Source organism: Corynebacterium suicordis DSM 45110, assembly GCF_015351405.1.
GTDB classification, from domain to species: Bacteria; Actinomycetota; Actinomycetes; order Mycobacteriales; family Mycobacteriaceae; genus Corynebacterium; species Corynebacterium suicordis.
Genome location: NZ_JADKMY010000001.1, coordinates 736,770 through 755,835, shown reverse-complemented (window position 1 = coordinate 755,835; position 19,066 = coordinate 736,770). Strand labels below are relative to the sequence as shown.

General features: G+C 58.3%; 18 protein-coding genes and 1 tRNA gene. 8 read left to right on the top strand and 11 right to left on the bottom strand.

Annotated elements, in window-relative coordinates:
• Window positions 1–50 precede the first annotated feature (50 nt).
• Both IRY30_RS03535 and IRY30_RS03530 read left to right on the top strand, forming a co-directional pair.
• On the top strand, window positions 51–2,087 hold the full coding sequence (locus tag IRY30_RS03535; RefSeq protein ID WP_194555990.1) for an acyltransferase family protein: 2,037 nt from the start codon (window positions 51–53) through the stop codon (window positions 2,085–2,087).
• Window positions 2,088–2,199: 112 nt separating this feature from the next.
• Window positions 2,200–3,312, top strand: coding sequence for a glycerophosphodiester phosphodiesterase family protein (locus IRY30_RS03530; RefSeq protein WP_194555989.1), 1,113 nt, complete (start codon window positions 2,200–2,202; stop codon window positions 3,310–3,312).
• Between the two features lie 37 nt (window positions 3,313–3,349).
• Here the strand turns inward: IRY30_RS03530 and IRY30_RS03525 are convergent, their stop codons facing one another.
• Window positions 3,350–4,546: an HNH endonuclease signature motif containing protein gene (locus IRY30_RS03525; RefSeq protein WP_194555988.1), complete on the bottom strand. Its 1,197-nt coding sequence runs from the start codon at window positions 4,544–4,546 to the stop codon at window positions 3,350–3,352.
• Between the two features lie 126 nt (window positions 4,547–4,672).
• Window positions 4,673–6,430 carry a cation:proton antiporter gene (locus IRY30_RS03520; RefSeq protein WP_194555987.1) on the bottom strand — a complete coding sequence of 586 codons (1,758 nt, stop codon included), beginning with the start codon at window positions 6,428–6,430 and terminating at the stop codon, window positions 4,673–4,675.
• Between the two features lie 165 nt (window positions 6,431–6,595).
• Here IRY30_RS03520 and IRY30_RS03515 point away from each other — a divergent pair, with 165 nt between their 5' ends.
• From IRY30_RS03515 to IRY30_RS03500, 4 genes are all read left to right on the top strand, one after another.
• Entirely contained in the window at window positions 6,596–7,057 is a 462-nt protein-coding gene (locus IRY30_RS03515) for a MerR family transcriptional regulator (protein ID WP_194555986.1), read from the top strand.
• Window positions 7,054–7,479 carry a carboxymuconolactone decarboxylase family protein gene (locus IRY30_RS03510; protein ID WP_194555985.1) on the top strand — a complete coding sequence of 142 codons (426 nt, stop codon included), beginning with the start codon at window positions 7,054–7,056 and terminating at the stop codon, window positions 7,477–7,479. Before IRY30_RS03515 ends, IRY30_RS03510 begins: the two co-directional genes overlap by 4 nt.
• Window positions 7,480–7,515: 36 nt before the next feature.
• Window positions 7,516–9,330 (top strand): DUF2075 domain-containing protein, encoded by a 1,815-nt coding sequence (locus tag IRY30_RS03505; protein ID WP_194555984.1) that lies wholly within the window; start codon window positions 7,516–7,518, stop codon window positions 9,328–9,330.
• Between the two features lie 135 nt (window positions 9,331–9,465).
• Window positions 9,466–9,876, top strand: coding sequence for a thioesterase family protein (locus tag IRY30_RS03500; protein ID WP_194555983.1), 411 nt, complete (start codon window positions 9,466–9,468; stop codon window positions 9,874–9,876).
• Window positions 9,877–9,879: 3 nt separating this feature from the next.
• Here the strand turns inward: IRY30_RS03500 and IRY30_RS03495 are convergent, their stop codons facing one another.
• Together IRY30_RS03495 and IRY30_RS03490 are read right to left on the bottom strand one after the other, a co-directional pair.
• On the bottom strand, window positions 9,880–10,557 hold the full coding sequence (locus tag IRY30_RS03495) for a DUF6928 family protein (protein ID WP_374708552.1): 678 nt from the start codon (window positions 10,555–10,557) through the stop codon (window positions 9,880–9,882).
• Window positions 10,558–10,631: 74 nt separating this feature from the next.
• Window positions 10,632–11,594, bottom strand: a complete 963-nt coding sequence (locus IRY30_RS03490) for a Sir2 family NAD-dependent protein deacetylase (RefSeq protein WP_194555981.1) — start codon at window positions 11,592–11,594, stop codon at window positions 10,632–10,634.
• Window positions 11,595–11,620: 26 nt separating this feature from the next.
• Here IRY30_RS03490 and IRY30_RS03485 point away from each other — a divergent pair, with 26 nt between their 5' ends.
• Together IRY30_RS03485 and IRY30_RS03480 are read left to right on the top strand one after the other, a co-directional pair.
• Window positions 11,621–12,214 (top strand): GNAT family N-acetyltransferase, encoded by a 594-nt coding sequence (locus IRY30_RS03485; RefSeq protein ID WP_194555980.1) that lies wholly within the window; start codon window positions 11,621–11,623, stop codon window positions 12,212–12,214.
• A 157-nt stretch (window positions 12,215–12,371) separates the two neighbouring features.
• A complete protein-coding gene (locus IRY30_RS03480; RefSeq protein WP_194555979.1) occupies window positions 12,372–13,406 on the top strand; it encodes an Abi family protein in 1,035 nt (344 codons plus the stop codon).
• A gap of 18 nt (window positions 13,407–13,424) precedes the next feature.
• Here the strand turns inward: IRY30_RS03480 and IRY30_RS03475 are convergent.
• The 7 genes from IRY30_RS03475 to IRY30_RS03445 form a co-directional block, all read right to left on the bottom strand.
• Window positions 13,425–13,498, bottom strand: a tRNA-Leu gene (locus IRY30_RS03475).
• A gap of 95 nt (window positions 13,499–13,593) precedes the next feature.
• Entirely contained in the window at window positions 13,594–14,577 is a 984-nt protein-coding gene (locus IRY30_RS03470) for a Ppx/GppA phosphatase family protein (RefSeq protein ID WP_194555978.1), read from the bottom strand.
• 3 nt (window positions 14,578–14,580) lie between these two features.
• Window positions 14,581–15,126 (bottom strand): DUF501 domain-containing protein, encoded by a 546-nt coding sequence (locus tag IRY30_RS03465; protein ID WP_194555977.1) that lies wholly within the window; start codon window positions 15,124–15,126, stop codon window positions 14,581–14,583.
• 51 nt (window positions 15,127–15,177) lie between these two features.
• Entirely contained in the window at window positions 15,178–15,768 is a 591-nt protein-coding gene (locus tag IRY30_RS03460; protein ID WP_194555976.1) for an FtsB family cell division protein, read from the bottom strand.
• 87 nt (window positions 15,769–15,855) lie between these two features.
• Window positions 15,856–17,133: a phosphopyruvate hydratase gene (eno, locus tag IRY30_RS03455; protein ID WP_194555975.1), complete on the bottom strand. Its 1,278-nt coding sequence runs from the start codon at window positions 17,131–17,133 to the stop codon at window positions 15,856–15,858.
• A gap of 151 nt (window positions 17,134–17,284) precedes the next feature.
• The gene (locus IRY30_RS03450) at window positions 17,285–18,220 is read right to left on the bottom strand and encodes a lytic transglycosylase domain-containing protein (RefSeq protein WP_194555974.1); all 936 of its coding nucleotides are present in this window, start codon (window positions 18,218–18,220) and stop codon (window positions 17,285–17,287) included.
• Complete coding sequence (locus IRY30_RS03445) at window positions 18,210–18,902, bottom strand: metal-dependent transcriptional regulator (RefSeq protein WP_194555973.1); 693 nt, start codon at window positions 18,900–18,902, stop codon at window positions 18,210–18,212. The genes IRY30_RS03450 and IRY30_RS03445 overlap by 11 nt, the downstream gene beginning before the upstream one ends.
• Between the last annotated feature and the right edge of the window lie 164 nt (window positions 18,903–19,066).

Below are 19,066 nucleotides of genomic sequence, written 5' to 3'. Positions count from 1 at the left end.
AATAACCAATTTCCACTCACCAACTAGTCTCCTGAGGATCCCGCACCCACATGCCTCGTCCCATTAACAAGAATCATCGTTATGTCTCCGGTCTGGATGGTCTCCGGACCCTCGCCGTAGCCGCGGTGCTGCTTTACCATCTGAGCGTTCCCGGTTTTGTGGGCGGCTTGTTGGGCGTGGGCGTATTTTTCACGCTCTCGGGGTACCTGATCACGACGAACCTCATGCGCTCCTGGGATGAGCGGGGTTCGCTGGGGCTATCAACGTTCTGGCTGCGCCGTTTCCGGCGGTTGATGCCGGCGGTGATACTCACGCTGAGCGCGGTGCTTATTCTCACCGCTGCCCTCAAGAGGAAGGATCTGGGCACGACGTTCTGGGAGGCATTGTCCAGCTTGTTCTACGTGAACAACTGGCACGTGATCTTCCAGGAGAAGTCCTACTTCGATAATTTCGGCGGCCCCAGCCCTCTGAGCCACATGTGGTCCTTGAGCGTGGAAGAACAGTTTTACCTGCTCTGGCCACTGCTTTTGCTGGCCCTGCTGACCATCTTTCGTAGCCGTTTGGGAGCACTAGCGGGAACCTTGCTGCTCACGGTGGGCAGCTTCGCGCTGATGTGGTTCCTGGCTCATCCCGTGGGCGATAACACCCGCGTGTACGAAGGCACAGATACCCGCGCCGGTGGCCTGCTGGTGGGCGCGATGCTAGCGCTGTGGCTCAGTTCCCGCAAGCACGATGGCAAGACCGTGCTGCCCAATCTCCACTTCGCCAACCTCGCGGGTCTGCTCGGCCTGGGTGGCGTGCTCTCCCTGATTCTGCTGGTTCCGCAGGAATCCACGTTCCTCTACAACGGCGGAATCGCCCTGCTCTCCATTTCCACGGTTTTGGTGATTTTTGCCGTGCTGCATCAGAAGTCCGTGTGGGCACATGTGCTCGGTTTTGCGCCTTTCCGCTGGATTGGTGAGCGCTCCTACGGCATCTACCTGTGGCACATGCCGGTGATCGCCTTCATGCCGCAGGTATGGCTGGAGAAGCACCGCCTGTGGGCCACGTTGATCACCGTCGGCGTGTCTGTGTTGATCGCTGCCCTGAGCTGGCGTTTGGTGGAGGATCCCATTCGCAAGCACGGCATCGTGGAGCCCATCCGGAAGTGGCGACGCGGCCGCCAGGCTGATCGCGAAATGAACATGGTTCCTTCCCGTCCTTTCCCCGCCTTCTTCGCTGCTGGTTGCGCCGTAGTTTTGGCAGCCATCGTTGCGGTGGGTGCCACCCCGGTCGCTTTGAATTCGACGTCAACCGCCGCCCCAGCCTCTCCTCCAGCCATGGAATTGAATCCCGCAGACAAGCCCGTTCCAGACGCTTCAGTGGATCCTCAAGCAGGTGCTGGGGACGAATCCGACGCGCAAGCCGCACCTAGCCGCCCCGGCACCGTGAGCTGTACCCGCGTTGTCCACGTGGGCGATTCCACCTCCATCGGAATGTTCGCTACCGGGCAGGTGAATACGCCGAAGTCCACCGCGTTCACCACCTACATCGATTACGGCGCTGAGGAAGTCATCGATAGCGTCTTCGGTGCGCGTGCCACCACCGAGGGTTGGAGTGATCCCGCCAGTGCCACCGTCTACCCCTCCGCCATCGATTCCGTAACCGAGCTGCAAACTAGGGTTCCGAACAAGGACACCTGCTGGGTCATCGCCACTGGCGTGAACGATGCCGCCAATATCTCCGCCGGTGCTACCGCCCAGTACGACGAGCGCATCGAGGCCATGATGGATCTCCTCGGCCCAGATGCAGATGTGATGTGGCCGCTGGTGACCACCAACACCACCGAGGGTCACTACGCCAAGGCGAACATGGACAAGTTCAACGAGGCCCTGAAGCGCGCGGAGAACAAGTACCCTAACCTGCGGATTTATGACTGGGCTAGTGAGAGCCGCCCCGAGTGGTTCGCGGATGAGGACTTCGCGCACTACAACTCCGAGGGCAACACGCAGCGTGCCAAGCGATACGCCGCAGCACTGGCCAATGCCTTCCCTGCGGAGAAGAACGGCGCCCCTGCAGACAAGAAGATCGTGGGTTCTGGGCTGTAGGCAGGGCCTTCCCGGAACCCTTTGCTTCAGCTCTGCAGGGTGCTCGCACCTCGCTTAGGGTTATCAGTGGCTTGTCAAAGACACTCCCCACACCACTACGCGAGGAATCCTCATGTCTCAGCTTCAGAAGCTCCACTCCCAAGCAGGCTGGCGCAAGAAGTTCGCCGCCACCCTCACCGCCACCACCTTCACTCTAGCGGGCGGATTTTTGGTTGCAGGCTCTACTGCTCAAGCCGCCGATGGCTCTTTGCCTGTTGATCCTTCCGGCTCTTCCTTTGGTTCCTCTTTCGGCTCTGACTTTGGTTCTTCCTTCGACGCCGCGCTTGGCTCTTCCGCGCAACCCGAGGAGCGAGGTTTCGATCTCCAGTCTCACCGCGGTGGACGCGGCGAGTGGACTGAGGAGTCTGCCTTCGCTTTCGAGCAGTCTCTGAAGCTGGATGTCACCACGCTGGAGCTCGATATCGTCTTGGCTGAGGACAACACTCCCCTGGTCTGGCACGATCCTTCCATCCAGGCGGACAAGTGCTCCGATTCCGAGCCCGCCACGCCAAACGATCCCGAGTTCCCCTACGTGGGCAAGCTGGTGCACGAGCTGAACTGGGCACAGTTGCAGACGCTGACCTGTGACAAGGTCCTGGCCGGCTTCCCCGATGCTGCCTCTGTGGACGGCAACAAGCTTATCCAGCTGCAGACGGTTTTCGACATCGCTAAGGCTGATCCTGCGGTGCGTTTCAACATCGAGACCAAGATCGAAGCCGAGAAGCGAGAAGATTCTGCGACTCCTCAGGAATTCGTAGACACCATCGTGCCGATCATCCAGAAGAACGGCGCGGTGGATCGCTCCGCTATCCAGTCCTTCGATTGGCGCTCACTGCCTCTGGCTCGAGCTGCTGCACCTGGCCTGGATATCGTGGCGCTGTACGACGAGACCACATGGGTTCCCAACTCCGTGTGGACCGGATCGGTTGATTACGCTGCCGTAGATGGCGACCTCGTGAAGGCTGCCCAGCAACTGGATGTGGATGTACTCTCCCCCAATTACCGTTTGGTGACTAAGGAGAACGTCGCTAAGGCTCAGGAAGCTGGCCTGCAGGTTATACCTTGGACCGTGAACTCTGAGGCGGACATCAACCAGATCATCGATACCGGTGTGGACGGGCTGATCACCGACTACCCCACCCGCGCGTCGAAGATCCTGAAGGATCGCGGAATTACTGTCGCCTAGCTCCTCAAGGTTCAGTCGGAAGTTTCAGGCGGTGGTCTCAGGCCACCGTCTGATGTTCTCGGTTCTGCGCTCGCTGGTTCTCCTTTCGTCGCAATCCGCGGCGTTCCAACGTCCGCTCCTCCCAATTCTGACGCCACCGGCCATCCAGCATTTGCTTCGCCGGCCACTTGATCGGACCACCGGGCAACGTCACCACTACTGAACCATCAGGGAAGATCCAGTGATCCGCACCTTGGGCGTCCATGATCACTTTCATCACGCCATCGGTCTTCCGGTTGTGGCACTTTCGGCACAGCGCATGCAGATTCGCCGCTGTGGTTAGACCGCCCTGGTCGAACGGGATCCGGTGATCCAAATCGCATCGCGAGGCCGGAACCACACACCCTGGACCTCGGCACGCCCCATCCCGGCCGCGCACAAACGCTGCCATCACCTCCGGCACCGCGTAGCTATCCGCCACCTGCTCCGCGACGCCTTCCCGCAGATCACGAATGCTGGTGACTCTCGCGGCCTGCCGTTCCGATGCCATGGGCGACAACGAGCCCGCGCCATCCATGTAATCAGGCACATCTGCATTCGAATAGACGTTGAGCACCACGCGCACGTCCACCTTCTCACTCACCAGCTTGAGCAGTGCATCAACCAGCGAACAGTCATGTTTGCGCGCAATTGCCTTCAACGAATCATGCACAGTCTTCGCCTCATCAGCGGGCAGATAACCCAACATCTTCGCTCCCCCGCAGCTGGTCGGGGTGAATCCGAGGCTGCGGCTTTCATCCTCATCCCGCTCCGCAGCTAACGGATCATGCTCCAACACGATCTTGCGCACCTTGTTCCGGATAGCCACCGCGCCCGGCAGATGCTGGTTGGGATAGCGCGGGGTGAGGTACTCGGTAATGGCGGTATCCACTGCCTCTAGTGCGTAGTGCTCCACGCCGATGGTGGCCCGATCAATGGCACGCAACCGCCACAAATCAATGTGGGCCATCTCATCAATGAGCCCCGCCAATTTCGGCAGAGAGTGCAACATGAGCAGCGCATCGAAATTCTGCCGCGCCAAGGTTTCTGACACCCCCATGCGGCAGGCGATGCGTACCGAGTGGACCCCGACATCATCAGTGACTGGGTTGGGCATGACCGAGCGCCAGGCGGCGTAGTCTGCGCGGTTGGTGTGCATGTAGTGGATGGATAGTGGGTCGTCCGGCGCGCAGGCGTCGAAATATAGGTCCCCCATGACAACGTTCCCCTAGTTGTTCGAGTGAAAAATCGAGATGCTCGTTCCTTTGAACTGCTCATCAATCATCATAGGAACGGCCAAGACAATAACCCGAACAAACCACTAATTAATCGAACATGGGTTCTAAACCTGTTCAGCGTTCGCTGCAATGAGCAGGCGATCCAGAGTCCGCAGCTGCTCATCAACGATCGCTGGGTCCTGGCCGGGTTCGCGTCTAGCCTCCAACATCGAAGCCTGCGCGGCCTGTAGCGCGATCACCCGGATCTGGTTCGCCTTCTTCTTCATCGCCGAGGCATACGCCACGCGCTCGGAAATCAGCTCAGTCACCGCGACCTCCATATTCATGGCCCTCACAGCAGTCCCCACGGTGGTCCCACCAGTAGCGGTGGCGCGCTCCTCAACCAGCTTCTGGCAGCGGGCGTCGGCGGGCTGGCCATTCTCATCGAGCGTGATTTTCCCCTCCGCCACCAGCGCCTTCTTTGCCTTTGCACGACGGATGGCCGCCAAGGCCATTGAAGGATCCACGCGGGCTTCGGATTCTTCCGTCAACCAGTTTTCAATCGACGCCACGAACTGCGGCGGAAGTTCATCAGTATGTCGGTACAGTTCCTTGATCGCGGCTTTGTGCCCGCGCACAATCAACGCGTCGCGAGCCTGATCTCCCGCAGCATCCGGCCCCTGGGAAAGGTCGAGCTTTGCAATCAGCCACGGGAGGGTCATTCCTGGGATCACCATGGTGCACAGCAGCACCATCAGGGCAATCACGGACACCTCGTGGGCATTGGCTAGCGCGCTTGCGGGAATGGAGAGCACCAGCGCCAAACTCACCAAACCGCGCATGCCACCCCACGTGAGCATTACTACCTCTTGCAAACGCAGCGGAGCGAATTCGCGACGAGTCTTCTGCTTGTTGATCTTGTAGAAGCCAAACATCCACACAAAACGCACGGCAATCAGCACGATGGAAATCACAAAGCCCACCCACACCGCGTGTAGTAGATCGGAGCCGACTTCCTCGATCGCGTCGCGCACCGAGAGGCCAATCATGCCGAACGCCAGGCCGGTGAAAACCATCTCCACGGTCTCCCAGAACGCCTGGCCAGAGAGCCTGTCTTCCGCGCCCACGTGCAGGCGAGAATTCATTTCCACCGCCGCAATCACGATGGCAATCACGCCAGAAGCGTGCACCTCCTCCGCCACCAGATACACCGCGAAAGGGACAATCCAGCTAAACGCCGTACGCGCGGTAGTGGATTCCATGAAATTCGAAAGCTTTGCAGATCCAAAGCCAAACGCAACACCCAACACGACAGCCAAAACCACGGATACCACGAAGTCGCGGATCCCCTCCCCGATGGACAGTTCGCCCCCAGCCAGCAGAGCGCCCAGAGCTACGTGGAAGGTGACGATGGAGGCGGCGTCGTTAAAAAGGCCTTCCATCTGCAACGTTGAAGTAAGACGACGTGGCACCGCGGTGGTCTCCGCAACCGCATCCACGGCCACGGGATCCGGCGGGGCAAGTGCTGCGCCAATGACAACTGCGGCGGCCACACCAATGGTGGGATACATCAACAACACCGTGCCGGTGACCGCGGCAATGGTGGCGATCACGAGTAGCACCGAGAGGCTGATCACGGTGGAGAGTTGCGAGCGGATCACTGCCCAACTGGTTCGTCTCGCCAAGGCCCAGAGCAACGGCGGGAGAAATATCGGCAGGATCATCTCCGAAGGCACTTCCATGCGTGGCAAACCCGGCAGGAAGATGGCGCCGGCGATCACCAGGGTGAGCAGCGTGGGCCATGGGAGGCCGAGGCGCTCGCCGACCGCCACAGTGATGATGGTGACGAAAATAAGGGCGACGATGCCGATCAAAATTTCCACAAGGACCTACTTCAACGGTGCGTGAGCTGCCGGCGCAGCGGTGGCGGGGAGACGATTGCGTATGAGCTTACTCTGGGGCAAGACAGGGCCTTGGGGTGCGAAGACTGAACAGGTTAGAAAATTGCTCTTGCGTTTGAGCGCGCTCCAAGCCGTAGGGTCATCGGCATGGATGACCAGGCACTAATTCAGGCATTGCGACTCGCGGTGGATCCGCCGGGTGAAGTCAGCGTAGAGGCGCTCCGGGACTTGGTGCGAGATGAAGAATCCATCGAGTGGGACATTGGAACCACAGCGGAACATTTGCAGGTCAGCCCGCATACCTTGCGCTACTACGAACGCATCGGGCTCATCACCGTGGCACGCGATCGCCTGGGCCACCGCAGCTACGACGCTGCGGCCGTTCGCCGTTTGGTCTTCCTCACCCGAATGCGGACTTCTGGCATGCCCATCGCAGACCTTCAGCGCTACATCAAGCTTGTGGAGGATGGCCCAGAGTCTGTTGCGGAACGCGTTGACCTGCTCAAAGAGCATCGTGAGAATTTGCGACGCCAGATCATCCAACTCCAACTTTCACTTGCTGCCACCGAATACAAGATCAGCACTTACCTTGAAGGGCCCAGGCCATGACTAATTCTCAGCACGATATCGACTCTCCGGAAAATATGGCACGACGCCGCCATGGCCAAGACGTCTTGTCTTGCATCGACGGGGATCAAGGCGAGGCAGTGATTGATTCCTTGGCGAATATCAATCCTGCTCTGGGGCACCATGTGGCGGCCTTCGCGTTTGGCGATATCTACGACCGCCCGGATTTGGATCCTCGATCTCGGCAATTTGTGACGCTTGGGGTGCTCACTGCCTTGGGTGGATGTGAACCCCAGTTGAAGGTGCATATTGGGGCTGCGCTCAATGTGGGGATTACTCGTGAGGAGATCACGGAAACCCTGTTGCACGCTGCCGTCTATTGCGGTTTCCCACGGGCGCTGAACGCTACTTTTGTGGCAAAAGAGGTGTTTGCGGAGAGGGATGGGTTAGTGCCCCTAGACTGAATGAAAGTCAGTGACAATTAGCGAAAACGTGGAGCGATGAGCAGACTTACCCCTTATATCCGTGAGGTTGGTTATTCCAACGATGAGCTCAAGCGACTCCGTGCGGAAATTCAAAAGGGATCTGGTTCAAAGAGAAACCGAGAGCATCAGGTTCTCTTTCGCTTCCCCACTGTCTATGTTGTCCACGATCAACCTGTCAGCAATCAAGATCAGCCTGAGTACACGGTCTATATCGGCGAAACCTCGGATATTGCGACTCGAACTAACCAGCATCTCACCATAGATCCCAAGACCCGGGAAGATTGGCACGGTTTGGCCAATTCTGGAACTTCGAAGATGTTCATCATTGGCCATGAACACTTCAATAAATCCCTCACATTGGACATTGAAAACCGGCTGATGACATACATGCTGGGTGTGAACGCGGTGAAGAACCTGAATAATCGCCGCACGAATCAGCAGCTCGATTACTACACGCGAGAAGAATTCGACGAGATATTCACTCGAGTGTGGAGAGGGCTCCGCAATAAAGACAAGAAACTCTTCCCAGCTGAGTCCATCGTGCGTGATTCGGCATTGTTCAAAGCCTCTCCGTTCCACAAGCTCTCTGAGGAGCAATTAACTGCGAAACGGGACATCCACGATGCAATTCAGGATGCGTTGGCAACAAATAAGCGGGGCCAGTTGATCGTCGTCTCTGGCGATGCTGGCGCTGGCAAGACTGTCCTTCTCAGCAGCTTGTTCTTCGAGCTCTTCCAGAACGAAAACAACGAGGATGATCCATCAGCCTTCCAGGATCTGGACGCATACATGCTGATCAACCACGATGAACAAGCAACTATCTATCAGAACATCGCGAAGCGTTTGGGTGTCCTCGACAAAGGTAAAACTAGGGTCAGTAAACCCACCAAATTCATCAATGACCGGGATGTTAGCAATGATAACGACAAGCTTGCTGATGTGGTCCTGGTCGATGAAGCTCACCTTTTATGGACGCAAGGCAAGCAAAGTTACCGAGGCAAGAACCAACTAAATGACCTGTTGGATCGGGCACGCGTAGTTGTAGTGGTCTTCGATAAGAACCAAATTATGGCTGCGAACCAATATTGGGAAGAGCATGAGTTCGAGCAACTCAAGGCCAATGCTGCAGCCTCGATCCAACTGACCAATCAGATGCGAATGGACGCTGAACCCGAAACCGTTCGCTGGGTACGCTCTCTCGTCGATCTAGGCAATATCGACCCGATTCCTGTGGACGAAAAATACGACCTCCAAGTCTTTGATGACCCGACCAAGATGTGGAAATCCGTCAAACAAGCCAGCACCAAGATGGATCTCGGACTATCCCGTGTTTTGGCAACTTTCGACTGGGCATATTCCAGCACGCCAAAAGGCAACAACGGGGAAACTTGGGACGTAGAGATTGGCGATTTTAGACTTCCCTGGAATCGAGAGATTCCACTTAGCCCAGCCGAAAGACGCAGGACCAAGAACCTTTCCTGGGCTGAACAAGAACACACCATTAATGAGGTGGGTTCAACCTTCACAATCCAAGGTTCAGATCTCAACTATGCGGGAGTTATCCTAGGACCTTCGGTGAAGTGGCGAGATGGCCATGTTGTCGTTGATCCGTCAGCGAGCAAGAACAAAGCTGCAACTAACAAACGCACGTTGTTTGATGGGAGCAAAGTGACCGTTTCGGAGGATCTACTCAAGAATGAGATCAACGTTCTCCTCACCCGCGGTGTCCATGGTCTCTACATCTACGCTGTCGATGAACCGCTGCGCGCTGAATTGCTGCGCGCGCAAGAAGTACGCAACCGGAAGAAGGAAGCGCTGGAGAAGAAATAGGCGTCTATTCCGCCTAATTTTCCAAACTTCATAACACCACTACCCGGCCGGAATACACTCCAATTAGCGGCCCAGCACCCACGTTTCACCCCACCTCACCCACGCTGACCCGCCGCTCAAGCAAAGGAGAATCCCGTGAAGGACTCACTCACCACCGGCGTTGAACACACTCTGACCTATGAACTGCCAGGAAACCGCACCGTGCCGAACCTGCTCCCCGAGGCGTCGGACTTCACCACCATGCCGGAGGTTCTAGCCACCGGGTACATGGTCGGCATCATCGAATGGGCTTGCATGGAAGCGATCCGGGATCACCTCGATGAGGGTGAGATCTCGCTGGGCACCCACGTGAACTTCTCCCACCAGGCACCCACCGTCCCGGGCAATACCGTCACCGTGGACGTGAAGGTCATCGCCGTGGAAAAGCGGACCGTGACGTTTGAGATCAGTGCCCGCGATACGCACAACGTCATTAGCAATGGCACCCATCAGCGTGGCGTGATCAGCAAGGAAAAGTTCGAATCACGCTTGCCATCGATGGGTTAAGTCTTACTTCGAACCCCAGAAGCTCAACCGCTTGCGCTCAGGGGTTTTAACCAGCGCAAACTCATGCATCACGATTGGCTCACGGAAGTGTGGATCCTGCATGAGAGGATCCACCACGTCGTCGTTAGGCGGAGTCTCCGCTTCGATCCCGAAGGCCCACAGCAAAGCCGCATTACCCAGGTCGAGCGGGTGGAACGGCAGCGGGTACTGATCCTCGGGATCCTCATCCTCGTCATACATGGAGTGGTCACCTCGGAAGTAGGGCTCTTCAAACGGCAGGGATTTGCCCTTCATCGTCGATTCGAAGTCCGTTCCCGTGTCCGGATCCATCTCGAGCTCACGATCTCCCCACGGGCCGCCCTTCACGAAGTACCCAAATGCATCCACGCTGGACTCAATGATGAGCTCCCAAGTGCCAAAGCCCTCTGACAGATCCACGGGCGGTGTGGAATTACCCCAGTCACCAGCCACAATCGTGGTGCTCCCCCAATTGCCGATCCACAAACGATCCCCCGAGCGGGTCACGTCGTAGACATCACTCTCCTTGGAATAAGCGTACGTATCGCCGAAGAGATGCTGCATCATTTCTTCCGCTCGACCTCGCCCACCTTCAGGCTGCGACCACACGTCTTCACGCGGAGTCTTATCTGAGATCGCAAAGAATCTGCCACTGAAACCCATTTTTTGAGCTTAAATCAGGACGAATACTTTCGCAGCGCAAAGCTTCACCCAGTGCAGAAATCCCTCACATCCCATCACAACTCCAGCTCATCCAGCAGCGCATCAAACGCGCTAGCCACGTCGGTCCGCCACAGCACGTCCACGCGCGCATCCGCCCGGCCCGGTCCCCCGTTGATCACCACTACGGGCTTGCCGCCACGTTGGGCGTCCAGCACAAACTTGAAGCCGCTCATCACAGCCAACGAGGATCCAGCGACGATGAGGAAAGAGCTGGCGTCGAGCAAAGAACAAGCCTGCTGCCTACGCGCGGGAGGCACCGACTCACCGAAATACACCACGTCCGGCTTCAACAACGGCGAGCCGCAACGCACGCACCCGGGCATCACGAATCGAGCGACCACGGACTCGGGCAGGGTGACATCGCCATCCGGATTGACCATGGAATCATCGACCAGGATGGAGTCGATGTAACCGGGGTTGGCGGCCTCGAGTCGACGGTCGAGTTCGCGTCGGTCCTCCTTGTAGCCGCAGGTCAGGCAGGCTACGGTGGCAAGGTCGCCATGAAGGTCGACGCAACTTCTGGCGCCCGCAGCAGTATGCAGACCATCTACGTTTTGGGTGACTATGCCCGTGATGAGCCCCGCGCGCTCCAGCTCCACGAGGGCGAAATGGGTGCGATTCGGATCCGCCTCGCGCATGGTCCGCCAACCGACGAAACTACGCGCCCAGTAGCGGTGGGAGGCGGCGGGATCGTGGCGAAACTCCTGGTAGGTCATGGGGCGATGGCGTTTGAGCGAACCGTGTGGGCCGCGGTAATCGGGGATGCCGGAATCAGTGGACACGCCCGCGCCGGTGAGGACGAGGGCGGGACCCTGTTTGAACAGTTCAGTGGTGGTCTTGAGGGCCTGAGCAGGCGGCATGGGCTCAGCGGTTTCCGCGACGACGCGCTCGATGGAGCGGATGGCCGCGCGATGAGTCATCTCCACGGCTTTGGTGAAGCGAGAGTTGTGGGTGTTGCGGGGATTCGGTGTCGACATCGCCATCCATTGTGCATGATGGGGGTATGACTGCTTCTGCTTACACCACGCCGGTTCGCCTCAAAGGTGAGCGAGTGACACTGGAGCGGCTGACCCCAGAACACCACGATGAGCTGGTGGACGCGGTGAAGGACGGCGAACTGTGGAAACTGTGGTTCACGCAGGTGCCCACGCCAGAAAAGATGAGCGAGGAGATTGCGCATCGTTTGCGTCGGCAAGATGAGGGCACGATGATCCCGCTAGTGCTGCGCGCGGCTGCAGACGGCCAGGTTTTGGGGATGACTACGTATTACGATCCCGATGCGGAAAACCGAAATATTTTGATTGGCTACACCTGGATGCGCGCCTCCGTGCAGGGCACGGGCGTGAATGCCGAAGCGAAGTTGCTGATGCTCCGCCACGCTTTTGAGGTGATTGGGTGCGAGCGGGTGGAACTGCGTGCGCACCACATGAACCTGCCTTCGCGGAGGGCAATTGAGCGGCTGGGGGCGCATTTGGATGGGATTTTGCGACGCCACACTCTCATGGAAAACGGAACCTGGCGTGATTCCTGCGTGTATTCCATTCTGAAATTCGAATGGCCTGCCGTAGAGATGGGTTTGCAGGCGCGGCTTGAGTAAGAGTTGATGAAGACATCAGTTGGCAAAGGTTCAGAACTCGGTTGCGAGTGGCGTTGCTAATCTTGGCAGATCCGAGCTACAGTTACATACATAAGCCACCTCCCCCCTCTGCCACTTTGGCAAGGGGGAGGTTTTCTATTGGGATAATGTGAACCCCATGCGTCCGCCAAAACCTCATCAGACTCATGACCAACTGATCATGGGTCTCGAGGCGAATGGTCTCCGGATCAAGGACAAGGTCGCTGCTCGGCAGGCCTTGCGGAAACATGGATACCACCGACTATCTGGCTACAGATACTTGTTCCGTGAGCTTCTTCCCATACCGGATCAAAACCAAAGCCTCCGCACTTTTCGCGGCAAGAAACACATCCCAGGAACTAGTTTCGAACAAGTTATAGCCTTAGCCGAGTTTGACCGTGATCTGAGAATGATGGTTCTCCGTGCAACAGAAGATTTTGAAGTGCGATTACGTACTGCTGTCGCACATCTCCTTGCTGCCTATGATCCCTACGCATATGCGTTTGTCGACTACTTAGATAAACAAACAACCTCTAAACCCGTGAAGCGCGTGAACTGCAAAACCAGCCACGAAGCTTTCATGAAAGAGGTAGAGAAGGCTAAAAAGGCTGCTCTGAATGAGGGTGACAACTACGTCAAACACCACACGCAGAAATACGGAGATCTATTGCCCGTTTGGGCCATCGTCGAATACCTCTCCTTCGGTTCGCTCGTGTTCCTTCTCACCTATCTCAAGGCAGAAGACCAACGAACAATAGCGGCTCAGTTTGGAATGAAGCATCCGAAAATCTTCGTAACAATTGTCCGAGCAATGGCTGAATTACGGAACAAAGCTGCGCACGGTACCCGCTTGTTCAATAAGGTGTTGAAGATTGAACTCAAACCCAGGCGAACTGACTTCCCCGCGGGAAGTTATTACTTGGACACATGGGATCTCTTGGAAAAAGCCCCCGCTGGACACATCGCTGAAGGAAAACGCGTCTTCGTCCACGCTTCCCTCCTTGCATATATGTTGAAGTCGCACGAATCTCAAAGCACATGGCCATGTGAGTTTTCAGGCCTAATGTCTGAATTTCCTCCAATTTTCAAGCCCGGAGAAACTGAACCGTTCATCTCTCCAGAGCATCAAATGGGGTTTCCAACTAACTGGCAATCAGCATTGCTCTGGGCATAAAGCACTCACAAAAAAATGTGCCCCCAGTCGGACTCGAACCGACACTGAATGGATTTTAAGTCCACTGCCTCTGCCAATTGGGCTATAGGGGCGTTGATCCTGCATCACCGCAAGCAGCGAACACCGAACCAGCAGTAAATCACCGCTGACCGCAGCAACAGCTCACAAGCAGGCCAGCCACCAAAAACTAGCTGTTTCGGCGCACAACCTCAGCCAGGATCCCATCTAGAATATCCTTTTCACTCACCGTGATCTCCTTCAGCCCCTGTTCTAAGAACAGCGTGGTGAAGGCATCCACAATGACCGCGCCGCCGCCGATCACATCAGCGCGGCCCGGGTGCATCGGGCCCAGTTCCATGCGCTGCTCGGTGGTGCGGGACAGCAGGTCACGCGCGGTGGCGCGGAAGTCCTCCAGGGAATGCACGGACATGTGGTTGCGCTCGGAATCGTATTCGGAAAGCCCCAGCGCGATCGAGCTGATGGTGGTCATCGTGCCAGCCACGCCCACCACACGGTCAACTGCAGATAGATCCACCACATTCTGCACCTCGGCCAGCAGTTCCTGTACGAACACAGAAGCCGCAGCGATCTCCGTAGAAGCAGGCGGCTGCGAGTGCAGGTAGCGCTCAGTCAGCCGCACACAACCCATGTTCGCGGAATGCGCTTCGTTCACAGACCCGGAAGCAGTCCGCACCACGAACTCAGTGGATCCGCCGCCGAGGTCAATTACGCACACGCGCTCCTCGGCGCCCAGCTCACCCAGGTCGGTCACGGCGCCGTTGAAGGACAGCTCGGCCTCCCGCTCGCCAGTGATCACCTCGGCAGAAATACCATCGCGGATGCGCCCGAGGTGGCGTCGGGAAAGATCAAAGAACACCTCACGATTCTCGGCATCGCGGGTGGCTGAGGTCGCACCCATCATCACGTCCTGCACACCGAACTCAACCATGCGGTCGGCGTAGGTGGAAAGCGCGGCATCCACGCGCTCCAAGGCCTCTTCGGCGAAGCGACCGTTCGCATCCACGCCTTGACCCAGGCGCACGATGATGTTGTCGCGGTTCAGCTCGTTGAGGCTGCCATCAGGCAAAACCTCGGCGATGAGCAGGCGAATTGAATTGGTACCGCAATCAATCGCGGCGAAACGTGGCGCTGTGGCGTGCGCAGTGGTCATCGTTTATTCCTCCGTGCTGGCTTTCTCCATGGACGTTCCCAGGGTTTCCGACGCCGGCCAATCGCTCGGCAACGCAGTCCCCACCAACTTAGGGTTATTCTCCGCAGCAAGTGCCACGGCTTCCGTGCCCAGACGGAAGTGATCCGGCCCTTCGGCCAGGGCGTAGGCAATGAGCACGTGCAGGCACTTCACGCGATCCGGCATGCCGCCGCCGGAGAAGTCCGTGCCCAGATCCTCCATCGCGTTGCGCTCCCTGAGGAAGTGCTCGTGGGCGGCTTGGTAATCGGCTGCCAGCTCGGGGTCTTCGGAAAGACGCGCCTGCATGGTCTTCATCACGCCGGCCACTTCCAGGCGGGAAGCCTCGGCGGTGAGGCGAGGATCAGTCAAGTAGTACAGCGTGGGGAAAGGCGTGCCATCTTCCAAGCGCGGCACGGTCTTGACCACCGCAGGCTTGCCATCAGGGGTGCGGTAGGACACCTCCACGGCTCCGCGCGGGCGGCGACCCAATTGGGTTTCCATGATGTCCATATCGGCATCGCTGACTGCCATAAATGCTCCTCGATTAATGTGTTGCGGCGCTCTAGTTACCGCGCTGAAAAGTTACTGTGCAGGCGCGGCAGGTGCGGCGGGCTCTTCCACGGTGGGTAGATGATGTTGGTCGACTGAAGGGTCCCCCAGAGCAGCCTCATCCGGGATGGAAATGGAATCCCACAGCTGCTGGTACCACGCGCTGCGTTCCGGAGTGGTCTCATCGGCGCCCGGGGTGGATTCCGGCGCGGTAGCACTGATGTTCGGGCTGATGATGCGGAATGCAGATTCACCTGGCTCGATGAGTCCCAGACGGGTGCGCGCTTGCTCGCGCACGTAATCATCGTTCTGATAGCGGTTCAGCTCTGCTGTGAGGCGATCCCGTTCCTGCTCCTGCTGAGCAATCTTGGCGTCGAGTTCTGCCAGCTCCGCGCGCTGCTCGAAATAGTTGCGTAGCGGTTGGGCAATGGTGACTCCCAAGATGATCACCACGGCTGCAGCTACCGCCAGCACCATGGGGTTGATCTGCTGCGGGAGCTGCACAAACCGGCGCGCTGCCCGCTTCGGCGCGGCCTGGGCACGCTCGCGCAGGCGTTCCTGCCGCTCAACACTGCGAGCGCGCGGAATGCCTCCACGGTTTGGTGCGCCTTTGGTTTCAGTCATACTCCCTCAAACCATACTCGCCCGCGCTCCGGCCACAGCGCTTTGACCCGCTGCGTTCAACACAACTCAGCGGGGCCCAGAAAGCTGTTAGCCCTGGAAGCGTGGGAACGCGTCGCGACCAGCGTATTCCGCAGCATCGCCCAGGATCTGCTCGATGCGCAGCAGCTGGTTGTACTTGGCCACGCGCTCAGAGCGGGCAGGTGCGCCGGTCTTGATCTGGCCACAGTTCAGAGCCACTGCCAGGTCAGCGATGGTCACGTCCTCGGTTTCACCGGAACGGTGGGACATCATGGTGCGGTAACCATTGCGGTGTGCCAGCTCCACGGCGTCGAAAGTCTCGGTGAGGGTGCCGATCTGGTTGACCTTCACCAGCAGCGCGTTGGCTGCCTTCTTCTCGATGCCCTCGCGCAGACGCTCTGGGTTGGTGACGAAGAAGTCGTCTCCAACGATCTGCACCTTGTCGCCGATGGCAGCGGTGAGCGCGGTGTAACCCTCCCAGTCGTCTTCCTGCAGAGGATCCTCGATGGAGACGATGGGGTACTGCTCCACGAGCTTCTCGTAGACCTTGATCATCTCATCAGCGGTACGCTCGCCGCCTTCGAAGTGGTACTTGCCGTCCTTGTAGAACTCGGAGGATGCCACGTCCAGAGCCAGAGCGACGTCGTCACCCAGCTCATAACCGGAAGCCTTCACGGCCTCCACGATGAGGTCCAGGGCTGCCTCGGTGGATTCCACGGAAGGCGCGAATCCGCCCTCATCGCCCAAGCCGGTGGACAGTCCCTTGTCCTTGATGACCTTCTTCAGCGCGTGGTACACCTCGGTGCCCATGCGCAAAGCCTCGTGGAACGTCATGGCGCCGATGGGGGCGATCATGAATTCCTGCACGTCCACACCGGAATCCGCGTGCGCGCCACCGTTGAGGATGTTCATCATTGGCACGGGCAGCAGGTGTGCGTTTGGTCCGCCGATGTAGCGGAACAGTGGCAGTCCAGCGGACTGTGCAGCGGCGTGAGCCACGGCCATGGAGACACCCAGGATGGCGTTTGCACCGAGGCGGGACTTGTTTTCGGTATCGTCCAGCTCCAGCATGGCGATATCGATGGCGCGCTGATCATCGGCTTCGAATCCGGCCAGCTTGTCGTCGATCTCATCCATGATGTTGGCTACGGCCTGCTGCACGCCCTTGCCCAAGTAACGGTGGTCTTCATCGCGCAATTCGTGTGCTTCGTGGATGCCGGTAGAGGCGCCGGAGGGGACTGCTGCGCGGCCGATGATGCCGTCGTCCAAACCAACCTCAACCTCCACGGTGGGGTTACCACGGGAATCGAGAATTTCGCGGGCAATGATCTGCATAATTTCGGCCATTGTGGAAGCCTCCTCAGGCTTGGGGAACATTCAAACTGGGACAATGCCCCCTATTGTTCCATTTCTTGTGGCCTGTTCCCGCGACTTCGCCCCCGATGCGGGGTCTTTTTCTTTTTCGACGCCACCCCTGCCCCGCTTCTCCCCCGAATTTCTAGTATCCCTCCGGGGGCTGATTCAGCGCGTAATGCGCGGCCGCATCGCGCACGTTGAGTACGTATTCCTGGCTCATGTTGTACGAGCTGATGGCCTGGGTCCAGCCTTCGGGAGTCTTGAGATCACGCTCGTGATCACAGAGCAGACGCACCGCGGAGGCGGCTGCATCGTCAATGTTCTGCGGGGAGTTCTCGCCATCACCGTTGGCGTCCACCCCGTAGCGACCCCAGGATTCCGGGATGAACTGCAGGGGTCCCATGGCGCGGTCGAAGTCTGGATCGCCGTCCATCTCTCCCTTGTCCGTGTCCTTCACCACGGCGAACTGGCCGCCATTGAGCTGCGGGCCGAAGATCTCCGGATCCACAAATCCCTCGTCATTGAGCGAAGCTGCGCCGTGCTTCTTGCCGTCATAAGTGCCGTGCATGGTTTCCACATAACCCAGACCAGCCAAGGTGTTCCACGTCATCCCGCATTCCGGGCGGGATTGGCGGGCGATTACCTCTGCGTTTCCATAGGCCATGACTGCCTGCAGGGGAATCCCGGTGGCCCCGGAAATGGGGCGAGCCCAATCCATGAGCAGCAGCGCAGTGCGGCCATCCCCGTGGATGTTGATATCTGGGGCGGGCTGGGCTGCCGCCGGCGGAACATCAGCCGGGATAGGCACGCGTTCCTGCTCTGGGGCGGGGCGATTTGCCCACCCGGAAACCAGGAAACCGACCAGCGCGATGATCGTGAGCAGCGCGGCAATCACCACGATGATTCCGCAGCCTCCCAGCAACCCCTTGTTCGGTCGGGGTGAGCGCTGCGGCGGTGGTAGCGGTGAGACCTTACGCTGCGGTGCGGGGTGCCGGGTGCTGGGCTTGCGATGGCTGGTGCTTTTGCCGCTCTGATTTCGACCAGCTGGATTTCTATTGCCTGGATTTTTATTGCTCATTGGATGCCTCCCTGCACAACACAGAATCAAGGGAGGTCAGTGGCAGCTGTACCAGCGTGCCTTCCCCGGAAGAATGGAGAATGCGGAGCTCGGCGAGATCTGGGTATGGGCGTTCCAGAACCTCCACGGTGGCTTCTGGCATCGCTCCCTTGGACTGCAGATAGCGCAACAACTCGGGGTCGCGATCACTGATCCGATCGATAGTGAAGTTTTGGCCAGGGGTGGCGTCGACCAAAGAAAAAACCTGGGGAACGTGGAACTCCCCGGAGGCATCGGGGATCGGGTCGCCGTGCGGGTCGCGGGTGGGATGACCCAGGCGGGCGGCGATGCGCTCGATGAACTTGTCCGAGACGGCATGCTCGAGGATTTCGGCTTCTTCATGCAGCTCATCCAGCTGGTAACCGAGGTCCTGGAAGAGGTAGGTCTCGATGAGCCGGTGCCGGCGAACCATCTGGAGGGCGAGTTCGCGGCCGGGCTCGGTGAGGCGAATGGCTGCATACGGAGAGTGATCCACCAGGCCTTTTGCCGCCAGGCGCTTGATGGCCTCGGAGGTGGTGGAGTTGCGCTGGCCGAGGCGAGCGGCGATGCGGCCCAGGCTGATGGCGGCCTCTCCCCACTCCTGGAGATCGAAGATGGCCTTGAGATAGTCCTGCGACTTATCCGGCAAATCTGTCACATGCATGCGGGCAAGTGTACGGGAGTTCGCACGTCACGCAGATGATTGCCATGAGTGCGGAGTTTCTTCTTCACTCCGATGAGGGGCAACACGAAGGATGCTGTGTTGACATTTATCTTGGTTCTGATCTTTAGTGTTCAACGTATTGAACTCTAGCCATTGGAGAAGGA